This window comes from Savagea serpentis (assembly GCF_015351395.1).
GTDB classification, from domain to species: Bacteria; Bacillota; Bacilli; order Bacillales_A; family Planococcaceae; genus Savagea; species Savagea serpentis.
The window spans coordinates 17,004-30,952 of record NZ_JADKPV010000002.1; the positions used below are offsets into that span (position 1 = coordinate 17,004).

At 40.7% G+C, this 13,949-nt stretch carries 18 protein-coding genes and 2 other annotated features; all 18 genes read left to right on the forward strand.

Going from position 1 to position 13,949, the window contains the following annotated elements; genetic code table 11:
- The first annotated feature begins 68 nt into the window (after positions 1–68).
- The 18 genes from radA (at position 69) to rplL (ending at position 13,782) form a co-directional block, all read left to right on the forward strand.
- Entirely contained in the window at positions 69–1,436 is a 1,368-nt protein-coding gene (gene radA, locus IRY55_RS06110) for a DNA repair protein RadA (RefSeq protein WP_194562426.1), read from the forward strand.
- A 158-nt stretch (positions 1,437–1,594) separates the two neighbouring features.
- Entirely contained in the window at positions 1,595–2,689 is a 1,095-nt protein-coding gene (locus IRY55_RS06115; RefSeq protein WP_194562657.1) for a PIN/TRAM domain-containing protein, read from the forward strand.
- Between the two features lie 18 nt (positions 2,690–2,707).
- Positions 2,708–3,403, forward strand: coding sequence for a 2-C-methyl-D-erythritol 4-phosphate cytidylyltransferase (gene ispD, locus IRY55_RS06120; RefSeq protein ID WP_194562427.1), 696 nt, complete (start codon positions 2,708–2,710; stop codon positions 3,401–3,403).
- Positions 3,400–3,876: a 2-C-methyl-D-erythritol 2,4-cyclodiphosphate synthase gene (gene ispF / locus IRY55_RS06125; protein WP_194562428.1), complete on the forward strand. Its 477-nt coding sequence runs from the start codon at positions 3,400–3,402 to the stop codon at positions 3,874–3,876. Before ispD ends, ispF begins: the two co-directional genes overlap by 4 nt.
- A 74-nt stretch (positions 3,877–3,950) precedes the next feature.
- Positions 3,951–5,411 carry a glutamate--tRNA ligase gene (gene gltX / locus IRY55_RS06130; protein WP_194562429.1) on the forward strand — a complete coding sequence of 487 codons (1,461 nt, stop codon included), beginning with the start codon at positions 3,951–3,953 and terminating at the stop codon, positions 5,409–5,411.
- Positions 5,407–5,631 (forward strand) — a binding site (T-box leader). Its footprint overlaps the gene before it by 5 nt.
- A gap of 57 nt (positions 5,632–5,688) precedes the next feature.
- Positions 5,689–6,408 (forward strand): serine O-acetyltransferase EpsC, encoded by a 720-nt coding sequence (gene epsC / locus IRY55_RS06135; protein ID WP_194562430.1) that lies wholly within the window; start codon positions 5,689–5,691, stop codon positions 6,406–6,408.
- Entirely contained in the window at positions 6,409–7,809 is a 1,401-nt protein-coding gene (gene cysS, locus IRY55_RS06140; RefSeq protein WP_194562431.1) for a cysteine--tRNA ligase, read from the forward strand.
- 8 nt (positions 7,810–7,817) lie between these two features.
- Positions 7,818–8,231: a Mini-ribonuclease 3 gene (locus tag IRY55_RS06145; RefSeq protein WP_328799632.1), complete on the forward strand. Its 414-nt coding sequence runs from the start codon at positions 7,818–7,820 to the stop codon at positions 8,229–8,231.
- On the forward strand, positions 8,231–8,983 hold the full coding sequence (rlmB, locus tag IRY55_RS06150; RefSeq protein ID WP_194562432.1) for a 23S rRNA (guanosine(2251)-2'-O)-methyltransferase RlmB: 753 nt from the start codon (positions 8,231–8,233) through the stop codon (positions 8,981–8,983). The genes IRY55_RS06145 and rlmB overlap by 1 nt, the downstream gene beginning before the upstream one ends.
- Positions 8,980–9,516, forward strand: a complete 537-nt coding sequence (locus tag IRY55_RS06155; protein WP_194562433.1) for an NYN domain-containing protein — start codon at positions 8,980–8,982, stop codon at positions 9,514–9,516. The genes rlmB and IRY55_RS06155 overlap by 4 nt, the downstream gene beginning before the upstream one ends.
- A 19-nt stretch (positions 9,517–9,535) precedes the next feature.
- Positions 9,536–10,132, forward strand: a complete 597-nt coding sequence (gene sigH / locus IRY55_RS06160; RefSeq protein WP_194562434.1) for an RNA polymerase sporulation sigma factor SigH — start codon at positions 9,536–9,538, stop codon at positions 10,130–10,132.
- Between the two features lie 87 nt (positions 10,133–10,219).
- On the forward strand, positions 10,220–10,372 hold the full coding sequence (rpmG, locus tag IRY55_RS06165; RefSeq protein WP_194562435.1) for a 50S ribosomal protein L33: 153 nt from the start codon (positions 10,220–10,222) through the stop codon (positions 10,370–10,372).
- Between the two features lie 35 nt (positions 10,373–10,407).
- Complete coding sequence (secE, locus tag IRY55_RS06170; RefSeq protein ID WP_194562436.1) at positions 10,408–10,596, forward strand: preprotein translocase subunit SecE; 189 nt, start codon at positions 10,408–10,410, stop codon at positions 10,594–10,596.
- Positions 10,597–10,721: 125 nt separating this feature from the next.
- Positions 10,722–11,258 (forward strand): transcription termination/antitermination protein NusG, encoded by a 537-nt coding sequence (gene nusG, locus IRY55_RS06175; RefSeq protein WP_194562659.1) that lies wholly within the window; start codon positions 10,722–10,724, stop codon positions 11,256–11,258.
- Between the two features lie 133 nt (positions 11,259–11,391).
- Positions 11,392–11,817 carry a 50S ribosomal protein L11 gene (gene rplK / locus IRY55_RS06180; protein ID WP_194562437.1) on the forward strand — a complete coding sequence of 142 codons (426 nt, stop codon included), beginning with the start codon at positions 11,392–11,394 and terminating at the stop codon, positions 11,815–11,817.
- Positions 11,818–11,925: 108 nt separating this feature from the next.
- On the forward strand, positions 11,926–12,630 hold the full coding sequence (gene rplA, locus IRY55_RS06185; protein ID WP_194562438.1) for a 50S ribosomal protein L1: 705 nt from the start codon (positions 11,926–11,928) through the stop codon (positions 12,628–12,630).
- 44 nt (positions 12,631–12,674) lie between these two features.
- Positions 12,675–12,811: a sequence feature (ribosomal protein L10 leader region), on the forward strand.
- Positions 12,812–12,848: 37 nt separating this feature from the next.
- Complete coding sequence (gene rplJ / locus IRY55_RS06190) at positions 12,849–13,352, forward strand: 50S ribosomal protein L10 (RefSeq protein WP_194562439.1); 504 nt, start codon at positions 12,849–12,851, stop codon at positions 13,350–13,352.
- Between the two features lie 67 nt (positions 13,353–13,419).
- Entirely contained in the window at positions 13,420–13,782 is a 363-nt protein-coding gene (gene rplL / locus IRY55_RS06195; RefSeq protein ID WP_194562440.1) for a 50S ribosomal protein L7/L12, read from the forward strand.
- Positions 13,783–13,949 lie beyond the last annotated feature (167 nt).

Consider the following 13,949-nt stretch of genomic DNA (forward strand, 5'->3'; position numbering starts at 1 on the left):
AGCTATTTCTTCATATTCATGTAACGTAGACATGCTACATTAAAAGAAATGGCGAGGAGGATGATAAGGTGGCAAAGAGAAAAGTAAAGTTTATGTGTAAAGACTGTGGATATGAATCGCCAAAATGGATGGGGCGCTGTCCAGGATGTGGTGCTTGGAATACGATGGATGAGGAAGTAGAAGTGAAAACAAAGGGTCCGAGGGGAGCTTTTCAACATACGACCGTCCAATCTCAAAAAGCAGTTCCTATCAACAAAGTAGCGATTGTAGAAGAGCCAAGAGTATCGACGGATTTAGATGAGCTAAACCGTGTACTCGGTGGTGGGATTGTACCAGGATCGCTCATTTTAATTGGGGGAGACCCTGGTATTGGAAAGTCGACATTATTATTACAAGTCGCTTCATTGTTAGCGAATAAACAAGAGCGTGTCCTTTATATTTCTGGAGAGGAATCTGTACGCCAAACGAAATTAAGAGCAGAACGTCTCGCTGTTCAATCGAATGAATTATATATTTATTCAGAGACGAATCTTTCTCAAATACACGAGACCGTTCATCAAGTGAAGCCGAAATTTATCGTCGTCGATTCGATTCAGACGATTTATCATCCAGAAGTGACAAGCGCACCAGGAAGCGTCTCTCAAGTGCGTGAATGTACGGCAGAGTTGATGCGAATTGCCAAAACTGAAAATATCGGAATCTTTATCGTCGGGCATGTGACGAAAGATGGTCAAATTGCAGGGCCCCGATTATTGGAACATATGGTAGATACCGTTTTGTATTTTGAAGGAGATCGTCATCATTCGTATCGTATTTTGCGAAGTGTGAAAAACCGCTTCGGATCAACCCATGAGTTAGCTATTTTTGAAATGGCGCAAGCAGGTTTACGAGAAGTATTAAATCCTTCGGAGTTATTTTTAAGTGAACGATCAAAAAGTGGTGCTGGTTCTACTGTCGTCGCTTCGATGGAAGGAACGCGTCCAATTTTAGTAGAAGTGCAAGCACTCGTTACGCCGTCGAGCTTCAATTATCCGAAACGTATGGCGACTGGCGTCGATCAAAACAGAATCTCACTTCTTATGGCTGTGTTAGAAAAGCGTATGGGACTCATGTTGCAAGCACAAGATGCATATATTAAAGTGACGGGCGGTGTGAAATTGGATGAGCCAGCCATTGATTTAGCCATTATTGCAAGCATCGTCTCTAGCTATAAAGAAGAAGCGGTCGGCTTAACCGATTGTTTTATCGGAGAAGTTGGTTTGACCGGAGAAGTGAGACGTGTATCTCGCATTGAACAGCGGGTAAACGAAGCGGCGAAACTTGGCTTCACGCGCATTTTTTTACCAGCATCGAATATCGATGGATGGGAAGCGCCGAAAAATGTTCAATTAATTGGTGTCGAAACGGTTCAAGATGCATTAAGACAAGCATTTTAAAAAGTTGTAATCGCTCTTTTATTTCGTCTATTGAAGAGAATACCAGAGCGATGCAACTATATATGGAGAAACTCGTTTAAATAGACAGAAGAAGTTTGGAGAAAGTGTATGTCAATAGTATAATATTGGCAAACAATCTTACTAAGGAGGTGGAAATGATGTTGAAAAAGGTCATACGTTTTATTTTCTTCATCGTTGGTGGTGCAGTAGGTGTTATTTTTTTACCGTATTTATTTGATTTATTTATTTTTACTTCGCGTCCTATTATTAACAATGCCTACATTGCCGCAACGATTGGAGCTGCTGTCTTTTTATTTTTAAGTTTATTTTTAACGGACCCGATTTTTAATTTTATTAAATGGTGTGAGGAACGCCTATTAAACGCCCCGATTTTAGATTTAATATTTGGTACAATTGGATTGGTCGTCGGCTTGAGTGTCGCATTTTTATTTAGTTACGGCTTATCGAGCATCGATTTACCACTCATTACATTAATCACATCGGTATTACCAATTATTTTATCAGTTTTACTCGGGTATCTCGGGTTTCAAGTTGGTTTCCAAAAGCGTGAGGAGTTTATGAGTGCGCTTTTTTCTGCAAAGTCATCAGACGCAAAGAAAAAGAAAGAAATTCAAGCTTCTGAACCTTCAAACTTCACTTTGCGCAAAATACTCGATACAAGTGTTATTATTGACGGACGTATCGCGGATATTGCACAAACTGGTTTTTTAGAAGGGGTGCTTGTCGTCCCTCAGTTTGTGTTAACGGAATTACAACATATCGCAGACTCATCCGATTCTTTAAAGCGGACAAAAGGTAGAAGAGGTTTGGATATTTTGAAGAAATTACAAAGCGATGAACATTCGATTGTTGAAATAACAAATACTGATTTTGAAGATGTAGGAGAAGTAGATTTAAAATTAGTCCATTTAGCAAAACAAATGAATGGTAGTGTTGTTACAAATGATTTCAATTTGAATAAAGTGGCAGATTTGCATGGAGTAGATGTATTGAATATTAATGATTTATCCAATGCAGTTAAACCTGTTGTCATACCTGGAGAAGAAATGCATGTTGTTGTCATTAAAGAAGGGAAAGAACACGATCAAGGTGTTGCATATTTAGACGACGGTACGATGATTGTTGTGGAAGAAGGACGCAAATATATCGGTTCGCCAATCGATGTCGTTGTGACAAGCGTTCTACAAACGTCGGCAGGTCGCATGATTTTCGCAAAGCCGAAATTAGCATAGGAAAGTTGGGAATGAGAAGTGCGATACACAGTAATGATTCCAGCTGCAGGAAGTGGGAAGCGTATGCGTGCTTCCCAAAACAAGTTATTTTTACAATTGGGAGATCGTCCGATATTAGCTCATACACTTCAACGTTTTCAAGAAGATGAATGGTGTGAGTCGATTATTATCGCGATCAAAGAAGAAGAACGTTTATTGATGGAAGCTATTGCAAAAAAGTTTAATTTGTCGAAAATTACACAGTTCGTGGTAGGAGGAGCCGAGCGTCAACATAGTGTTCATGCTTGTTTAGAGGCCTATGATGGGTCTATTGACGGCATCATTCTCGTCCATGATGCTGCTCGACCTTTCATTCACCAATCGACGATTCATGAATTAGTGATGAAAGCGCAGGAAACAGGTGCGGCGATCGCAGCAGTCAAAGTACAAGATACGACGAAAGTAGTCGCAAGTGGTATCGTCCAACAAACATTACCTCGTGAACAACTATGGGCAATTCAAACTCCTCAAGCTTTCCGTTATGAATTATTATATAACGCTTCAAAAGAAGCATTAGCAGAACAGTTTGAGGCGACAGATGAATCGATGGTTGTTGAACGCTATGGTGCTCCTGTACATGTCGTTGAAAGTACATATGACAACATTAAAATGACGACCACAGCTGATCTATCTTATGGACATTATTTATTGAAAGAGCGAGGAGAATTACGATGATACGAATTGGACAAGGGTTTGACGTACACGCATTTGAAGAGGGACGCCCCCTCATGATTGGTGGAATTGAAGTGCCACACGAAAGAGGCCTCGTCGGTCATTCTGATGCAGATGTCGTTCTGCACACGATTACAGACGCTGCGTTAGGAGCGATTGGGAAAGTAGATATCGGTACGCATTTCCCTGACACTGATATGGCGTTTAAAGATGCAGACTCCGCTCTGTTATTAGAAGAAGTGTGGAAGATGGTTGAAGCGGAAGGCTATCACTTAGGAAATGTTGATTGCACGATTTTGGCACAACGTCCAAAAATGGGGCCACATATTCCGAAGATGCGTAACCGAATTGCGCAATTGCTACATGCAGACGAATCGCAAGTGAATATTAAAGCATCAACGACTGAAAAATTAGGTTTTGTCGGGCGCGAAGAAGGAATCGCTTCACTCGCGGTCATTTTACTTATAAAAAAGTGACCTTCTTTTCAAAGCGAGTCGAAACGTGCTAAAATGATGAAGTAGACAACTAAATGTTGGGAGAGACAACAACAATGACAAAAGAAGTTCGAGTACGCTATGCCCCAAGTCCGACTGGACATTTACATATCGGAGGAGCACGTACAGCATTATTCAACTATTTATACGCACGTCACCACGGTGGGAAATTTATCGTTCGTATTGAAGATACAGATACAGAACGTAATATCGAAGGTGGAGAGCGTTCACAACTCGATAATTTAAAATGGTTAGGTTTAGAATATGATGAGTCTGTTGATATCGGTGGACCGTATGCACCGTACCGTCAAACAGATCGTCTCGATACGTATACGAAATATGCGAACCAGTTATTAGAAGAAGGTAAGGCATATAAATGTTTCTGTACAACAGAAGAATTAGAAGCTGAACGTGAGGCGCAAAAAGCTTCAGGAATTGCGGCGCCAATGTATTCTGGAAAATGTCGTCATTTATCAGCAGAAGATATTCAAGCGCAAGAAGATGCAGGCAAGCCGTATACATTGCGTTTCGCTGTACCTGAAGGTGTCACTTACAAATTTACAGATCTCGTTCGCGGAGATGTAGCTTTTGAATCGAAAGATATCGGAGACTGGGTCATTGTGAAAGCGAATGGTATTCCGACATATAACTTCGCTGTTGTCATTGATGATCATTTGATGGAAATGACACATATTTTCCGCGGAGAAGAGCATTTAACAAATACACCACGTCAAATTATGGTGTTTGAGGCACTTGGATGGGAATCGCCAACATTCGGTCATATGACATTAATCGTCAACGAAGATCGTAAAAAGCTATCAAAACGTGATGAATCGATTATTCAATTCGTTTCACAATATAAAGATTTAGGTTACTTGCCTGAAGCGATGTTTAATTTCTTCGCATTACTCGGATGGTCACCAGGCGGAGAAGAAGAGATTTTCACGAAAGAACAATTGATTGAAATGTTCGATGAAAAGCGTTTAGCAAAATCGCCATCGATGTTTGATAAAGACAAGTTGACATGGATGAACAATCAATATATTAAACAATTAGAATTAGATGAAGTTGTTGCACTCACATTACCCCATCTTCAAAGAGCAGGGCGAGTCAGCGAGACGATGACAAAAGAAGAAGAAGCCTGGGTGCGCGATTTAATCGCTCTTTACCATGAACAATTAAGCTTCGGTGCAGAAATTGTAGAATTAACGACTCAATTCTTCACAAAAGAGATTGACTACGATGAAGCAGCGCAAGAAGTGTTAGCAGGCGAACAAGTACCAGAAGTGATGACTGCGTTAAAAGCGCAATTTGAAGCGATGGAACAGTTCACGGCAGAAAACATTAAGGCAGCTATTAAAGCAGTCCAAAAAGAAACAGGTCATAAAGGTAAAAACTTATTCATGCCAATCCGTGTCGTAACGACAGGTGAAATGCGTGGACCAGAATTACCGAATGCAATTGCGTTAATCGGTAAAGAAGTAGCGATTGACCGTGTTGCAAAATATGCACAGTAAAGTGTAGAGAAGGAAGAGTAAATGATAGAATCAATCTTCAGAGAGAACTTCGTATTGGTGAAAGAAGTTCGATGGATTCATCATTGAATGCCCCTTTGAGCGTCGTTTCGAAACGCAAGTAGAGACGAACGGTTAACTTCCGTTACGAAGTTTAAGTGGAAGATGCTTATTTGAGTATGCGTCTTTAAGTGGAGTGGAACCGCGCAAAAGCGTCTCTATCGTAAGGATAGAGGCGTTTTTGTCGTTCCTTGGAGATTAGTTGAGGAGGTTTTATACGATGTTTGCTCGTATGAAAGAAGATATTCGTTGTATCATGGAACAAGATCCTGCAGCAAGAAGTATTTTTGAAGTAATTATTACGTATTCAGGCTTACATGCCGTTTGGTTCCACCGAATTGCCCATTGGTTTTTCAGCCATCGTCTTTATTTTTTCGCGCGTGCCACTTCTCAATTTAGTCGTTGGGTGTCAGGTATTGAAATTCATCCTGGTGCTACAATAGGGCGTCGTCTATTTATCGATCACGGAATGGGTGTCGTCATCGGTGAAACTTGCGAAATAGGAGACGATGTAACGATTTATCAAGGAGTGACATTAGGAGGAACGGGTAAGGAACAAGGGAAGCGTCATCCAACATTAGAAGATGGAGTTTTAGTTGCAGCGGGAGCGAAAGTACTCGGTTCAATCACGATCGGAGCAAATAGTAAAATTGGGGCTGGTTCGGTCGTTTTGAAAGAAGTACCACCGAATGCCACAGTAGTAGGCATCCCTGGAAAAGTCGTCATGCAAGATGGCAAACGTGTGAAGGAAGAGCATTTTAATCATGGGAATATGCCAGATCCTATATCCGATGCGGTGAAACAATTACAACAACAAATTAACGAAATAAAGCAGAGTAGTGAGCGTATGTTCAATGAGTCGCTACGAAAAGATATTGCTCAATTACAACAACAAATGAATGAACTGACAGAACGAATCGAACAAATGGAGGGACGTTAAATGATTCAAATTTATAATACATTGACACGTAAAAAAGAAGAGTTCATACCGATTGAAGAAGGAAAAGTATCGATGTATGTTTGTGGACCGACTGTCTACAACTACATCCACATTGGAAATGCCCGACCTGTCATCGCTTTCGATACAGTGCGTCGCTATTTACAGTACCGTGGATATGAAGTGAGGTACATTTCAAACTTCACAGACGTAGACGATAAAATTATTCGCGCGGCGAATGAACTAGGAGAAGATGTTCGTGAATTGACGGATCGTTTCATCGATGCGTACTTTGAAGATGTAGAAGCGCTCGGTTGTGCGCGAGCGGATGCTCATCCACGTGTTACGGATCACATCGAAGATATCGTGAAGTTTATCGAAGTATTAGTCGAAAAAGATTATGCTTATGAAAGCAATGGCGATGTTTATTTCAGAACGACAAAGTTCGATGGATACGGTAAGTTATCTCATCAATCAATCGATGAATTACGTGTAGGAGCTCGCATTGAAAAGAATGAACAAAAAGATAATGCTCTCGACTTTGCGCTTTGGAAAAAAGCGAAAGATGGCGAAGTTGCTTGGGATAGCCCATGGGGGAAAGGTCGTCCAGGATGGCATATCGAATGTTCTGTCATGGCTCGTGAACATCTCGGAGATACGATCGATATCCACGCAGGGGGTCAAGATTTAACATTCCCTCATCATGAGAACGAAATTGCCCAATCTGAAGCGATGACTGGCAAGACATTCGCAAACTATTGGATGCATAATGGTTATATTAATGTAGAAAATGAAAAGATGAGTAAGTCACTCGGAAACTTCATCACAGTGACGGATATTCGAAAACAAATCGACCCGAAAGTGTTACGTTTCTTCATGTTATCGGTTCACTACCGTCACCCGATCAACTTCTCACAAGAATTAGTAGAAAGTGCAGCGAACGGGTTAGAGCGTATCGAAACAGCGTATGCAAACGTGAAGTATCGTATGGCGCATAGCACGAACTTAGCAGGCGATGCGACACCTTGGATGGACAAAATTCAAGAGCAAGTCGATGCCTTTACACGTGCGATGGACGATGACTTTAATACAGCAAACGGAATTGCTGCGATTTTTGAATTAGCGAAAGTAGCGAATGTTTACTTACTAGAAGAGCAGACGGACCTCGAGGTATTAGAACGTTTTGAAAAAGAATTACAACAATTGATGAATATTCTCGGCATTGAACTCGGTCAACAAGAAGAAGCGAGCTTAGATGAGCGCATCGATCAATTGATTGAAGAGCGATTAGAAGCACGTAAAAACCGAGACTTTGCCCGAGCTGATGAAATTCGTGATTTATTACAAGCAGAAGGTATCGTGTTAGAAGATACAGCGCAAGGCACGAGATGGAAAAGAGGCTAATACATCCAGTGAAAGAGTTAACAGCAGGAGAAGTGAAACAGTTAAACGCTCTCACATTAGCGTATATGGGAGATGCCGTTTATGAACGAGTAATCCGTGAAAGACTCATTCATAAAGGGATGACAAAACCGAATAAACTCCATCATTACGCGACGAGTTATGTGTCGGCAAAGGCGCAAGCATCGATCATTCAAAAGATGAAAGAAGAGCGGTTTATGACGGAGGAAGAAGAAGCGGTCTTTCGTAGAGGGCGCAATGCAAAGTCGCATAGTGTACCGAAACATACGTCGATTCAAACGTATAATTTAAGCACAGCATTTGAAGCAGTAATTGGTTATTTATACTTATTAAAACGAGAAGAACGATTAACCGAATGGTATGACTATGCCATTACTACAATAGAAAAAGGAGGAAGAGCGTGATGAGCAACGAAGAAGAAATCATCGGTGGAAAAAATCCGGTATTCGAAGCATTACGAGCTGGACGAGAATTGAATAAAATATGGGTAGCAGAAGGTATGCAAAAAAAGACATATGATGAATTGATGAGACTTGTACGCCCTACTAAAATTGTTGTTCAAACTGTCCCGAAACGAAAGCTCGATCAACTAACATCTTCGAATCATCAAGGGATTGTTGCATCTGTTGCGGCTTATGAGTATGCCGAATTGGAAGATTTATTTGCGGTTGCCGAAGAGCGACAACAAGATCCGTTTTTCATTATTTTAGATGAGTTGGAAGACCCACATAATCTAGGTTCGATCATGAGAACGGCCGACGCTGTCGGAGCGCATGGGATTATCATTCCAAAGCGTCGTTCGGTCGCTTTGACATCTACTGTGGCGAAAGCATCTACAGGAGCGATTGAGTATATTCCTGTCGTTCGTGTTAATAACTTATCGCAAACAATTGATGAACTAAAAGAACGTGGCGTATGGATTGCGGGAACAGATGCTGGAAATAAGACGGACTATCGACATATGGATGCCACATTGCCACTCGCTGTCATTATTGGTAGCGAAGGCAAAGGAATGTCACGCATTTTAAAGGAACGTTGCGATTTTTTATATCAAATGCCGATGGTTGGGCAAGTGACATCTTTGAATGCATCCGTAGCAGCGGCAATTTTAATGTACGAAGTGTATCGTAAGCGACATCCGCTCACGACAAAATGACGAGAAGAAAAAAGAAAAGAGATACGGTGTTGATCGTCGATGGATATAATATCATCGGCGATTGGCCAGAACTCCAAAAATTAAAATTAATGAGTCTAGACTTAGCGCGCCGGGAATTGGAAGAGCGATTAGAAGAGTACGCAGCTTACATGAAGTGGCGTATCATTCTTGTTTTCGATGCTCATTTGCAAAAAGGACAAGAAACCGTACAAAAAGGAGCGAATATTCAAACGGTCTACACTCGAGAGAATGAAACGGCAGATGAACGAATCGAAAAACTCGTCCAAGAATTAAAGCGACGTCAAACGACTATTTATGTCGCGACGAGCGATTCTGTTGAACAATGGGTTATTTTTGGGCAAGGAGCTTTACGAAAGTCAGCGCGAGAACTACAGTTAGAATTAGGCCAATCAAAAGAAGAAATCAGTGGCGTGCTACATCGCCCTCAAAAGCGAGAAAAAGCCTTCGAGAATGATCGCTACCCACCAGAAGTGATGGCGGAATTAGAGAAAATAAGACGAGGATTGAAGTGAAGCGGAGGGGAATGTTTTGATGAATTCTGAACAACAACAATCCGATTTGAAATTAGTGAATGAATGGCGAAGTGGAAAAGAGTGTGCAGTAGGGATGCTTATTGAGAAATATGAAGATTTCGTCAAAATGAAAGCTCGTTCTTATTTCCTGATTGGGGGCGAGCGTGAAGATTTGGCTCAAGAGGGAATGATCGGGCTTTACCGCGCGATTCAAACATATGATACAACGCGCGAAGTACCTTTTCGGAATTATGCGGAACTTTGTGTCACGCGACAGATTTTAACCGCTATAAAGACAGCTTCGCGTCAAAAGCATCAGCCTCTCAATTCATCTTTATCACTCGATTATGAAATGGACGAATCAGAACCTTTACTACAACAAGTAAGCACGACGGATGTATATAACCCGGAATGGACGATTATTTACCGAGAACAATATAAATTATTTGAAAAACAAATCAAAACAAAGCTCAGCCCTTTTGAGCGCGATGTCTATTTTCAGTATATTCAAGGAAACTCTTATGACGAAATTGCGACGACTTTAAAAAAACCTGTAAAGTCAATCGATAATGCCTTACAAAGAATTAAGAAGAAATTGAATCCACCGATATTGTGAAACTTTTACATATGTTACATTGACATGAAAAATTACAAATGTTATTCTTGTGCGAGTAAGTTAACTCATCTAAAGTAAGGTGAAGACATGACGAAGAAGATAGTTTTATGCTGTGAGGAATGTGGCTCTCGCAACTATTCTGTACCTGCACGCAACAATGGAAAAGAAGAGCGCCTCACATTGAAAAAACATTGTAAACAGTGCAATGCCCATACGGTTCACAAACAGACGAATCGCTAATAGGTTTAGGATAAAAACTCGGAGGTAGCATGAAGATGAGCAATAATAAAGAAGGCTTTTTAAGAAGTGTTGGTACTGAAATGCGTAAAGTTAGCTGGCCGAAACGTAAAGAACTCGTCCGCTATACAATTGTCGTTATTACAACTGTAGTCTTTATGGCTTTATTTTTTGCAGCAGTTGATTTTGGTATTAAGAAATTAATGGATTGGTATATTAGCTTATAAAAATGTAAAATATAACTGAGAGAAAAATCCCGTCACGAGCAAGGAACGGGTTTTTTCGGTTTAATTCAATCGTATGAGCAATACGAGAAGGAGGGGCGGGACGAACAGTCCTCAACAATATGGATATTGAAAAGCAATGGTATGTCGTGCACACTTACTCAGGTTACGAAAATAAAGTGAAAGCAAACCTCGAGAAACGTGTAGAAACGATGGGTATGCAAGATAAGATTTTCCGTGTCATCGTACCGGAAGAGGAAGAAGTAGATATTAAAGACGGTAAGAAAAAAACGGTGATGCGCAAAACATTTCCAGGGTATGTGCTCGTGGAAATCATTATGACAGACGACTCATGGTATGTTGTTCGTAATACGCCGGGAGTTACTGGATTTATCGGATCTTCAGGGGGCGGAGCAAAACCGACGCCGTTATTACCAGAAGAAGTAGATTTCATCTTGAAGAAGATGGGAGTAAACGAACGTCGTATCGATATCGATTACGAAGTAGGCGAATTAGTTGAAGTAATCGAAGGCCCATTTGCAGGTTTCCAAGGTAAAATTGAAGAAATCGATTTAGAGAAAGATAAACTAAAAGTAAGTGTCGATATGTTCGGTCGAGAGACAAATATGGAACTCGACTATGAACAAATCGAAAAAGTTTTATAAAAAGAACTTGAATTAATTCCGGATTGATGGTATCATTTCAAAGGTCACACTGTTCTCGAATGAGGATAGCGACAAGATGAGTGGGAGGGGCAACCCAATTTACCACATCACGGACTTTAAGGAGGTGTGTCTCGTGGCTAAAAAAGTAAGCAAAATTGTAAAATTACAAATTCCTGCAGCGAAAGCAAACCCAGCTCCACCGGTAGGACCAGCTTTAGGTCAAGCAGGTGTTAACATCATGGGATTCTGTAAGGAGTTCAACGCTCGTACAGCAGAACAAGCAGGATTAATCATCCCTGTAGAAATTACTGTATTTGAAGACCGTTCATTTACGTTCATTACAAAAACTCCACCAGCAGCGGTGTTGTTAAAAAAAGCAGCTAAAATTGATAAAGGTTCAGGTGAACCTAACAAGAAAAAAGTTGCTACAGTTAAACGTGATCAAGTACGTGAAATCGCAGAGTCTAAGATGGAAGACTTGAACGCTGCATCAGTTGAAGCAGCAATGGCAATGGTTGAAGGTACTGCTCGCAGTATGGGAATCACTGTCGAAGATTAATCACGACTCTCGTTTCGTTGTTGGAGGTTGCGGCTGTTCCTATGAACGCGCAACCTTTATTCGTGGGAGGTCAAATTCCGTTAAAACCACAATAGAGGAGGATATAAAATGGCTAAAAGAGGTAAAAAATTCGTAGAAGCGCAAAAGTTAGTAGATAAAGCACAAACTTACGAATATAAAGAAGCGATTGAACTCGCTAAAAAAACGAGCACAACAAACTTTGACGCTACAGTTGAAGTTGCGTTCCGTTTAGGAATCGACACTCGTAAAAACGATCAGCAAATCCGTGGAGCAGTAGTGCTTCCAAACGGAACTGGTAAAACACAAAAAGTATTAGTATTCGCTAAAGGTGAAAAGCTCAAAGAAGCAGAAGCTGCTGGAGCAGATTACGTAGGCGATGCAGAATATATTACAAAAATCCAACAAGGATGGTTCGACTTCGATGTTATCGTTGCGACACCAGACATGATGGGTGAAGTTGGTAAAATCGGTCGTGTACTCGGACCAAAAGGTTTAATGCCAAACCCTAAAACAGGAACAGTTACATTTGATGTAGCGAAAGCTGTTGAAGAAATTAAAGCGGGTAAAGTTGAATATCGTGCTGACAAAGCAGGTATCGTTCACGCGCCAATCGGGAAAGCATCATTCGACGCTGACAAATTAGCTGAAAACTTCGAAACAATTTTCGATGTGATCTTAAAAGCTAAACCAGCTTCAGCGAAAGGTACTTTCATGAAGAGTGTTTACGTAACAACTACGATGGGTCCTGCAGTTAAAATTGATCCATTATCGGCTGTTTCTAAAGCGAAATAATTATTGACATGGAGAATTGTACGTGGTATGATTTCCCATGGTTAATTGAATAAACATTTGTACCGAAGACAGTAGGGGTGTCCAACACATAAAAATCCTACCGAGGACAAAGACGTTTTCATAAAACGACTTTAATGCCCTCGTGTCTTCCGATAGATATCGAGGGCTTTTCTATATCGGTATGAGTGACTGAACTTTCAACGTAGGAGGTGTCACGAATGAGCAAAATTTTACAAGCTAAACAAGCAGTAGTTCAAGAGATTACTGACAAAATGAAAGAATCAGCAGCGTTTATCGTTGTTGACTACCGTGGTCTTTCAGTTGCACAAGCTACTGAATTACGTAAGCAATTACGTGAAGCAGGAGTTGACATGACAGTTTACAAAAACACAATGTCACGTCGTGCAGCAGAATCTTTAGGCTACGAAGCGTTAAACGAGTTCTTAACAGGACCGAACGCGATCGCTTTCTCAACTGAAGATGTTATCGCACCTGCAAAAGTGTTAAACAACTTCGCAAAAGAAAACGAACAATTGGAAATTAAAGCAGGTATCATCGAAGGAAACTTAGTTTCAGTTGATGAAATCAAAGCGTTGGCAGAACTTCCATCACGCGAAGGACTCCTTTCTATGCTTTTATCTGTACTTCAAGCGCCAATGCGCAACTTTGCACTCGCTACGAAAGCAGTTGCAGACCAAAAAGGCGAAGAAGAGGGAGCTTAATTCCCGAGTGGCTTAACGTAGCTTAAAAACGTAAAAAAGAAACCTTAAAATATAGGAGGAAATTATAATGACTATCGAGCAAATTTTAGACGCTATTAAAGAAATGACAGTTCTCGAGTTAAACGATCTCGTTAAAGCAATCGAAGAAGAATTTGGAGTAACAGCAGCAGCACCAGTTGCAGTTGCAGCAGCAGGTGGAGAAGCAGGCGGAGCTGAGCAATCAGAATTCGACGTTATCCTTGCAGAAGCAGGAGCTCAAAAAATCAAAGTTATCAAAGCAGTTCGTGAAATCACAGGCCTCGGCTTGAAAGAAGCGAAAGAAGTAGTTGACAACGCACCGAAAGCAGTTAAAGAAGGCGTTGCTAAAGAAGAAGCTGAAGAAATGAAAGCTAAACTTGAAGAAGTTGGCGCAGTAATCGAACTTAAATAATTCTTCAGAACTCAAAAAGCCCGTCCATGACGGGCTTTTTTTAATCTAAGCATAGTTGTTGCATATAATTGACGAATGTCAAGTGTTATGATAACATTAATAAATGCAAAATAAATTATATTGCACGATTATGCCTATTTTACTTATAGTCACTGAATGTATACGTA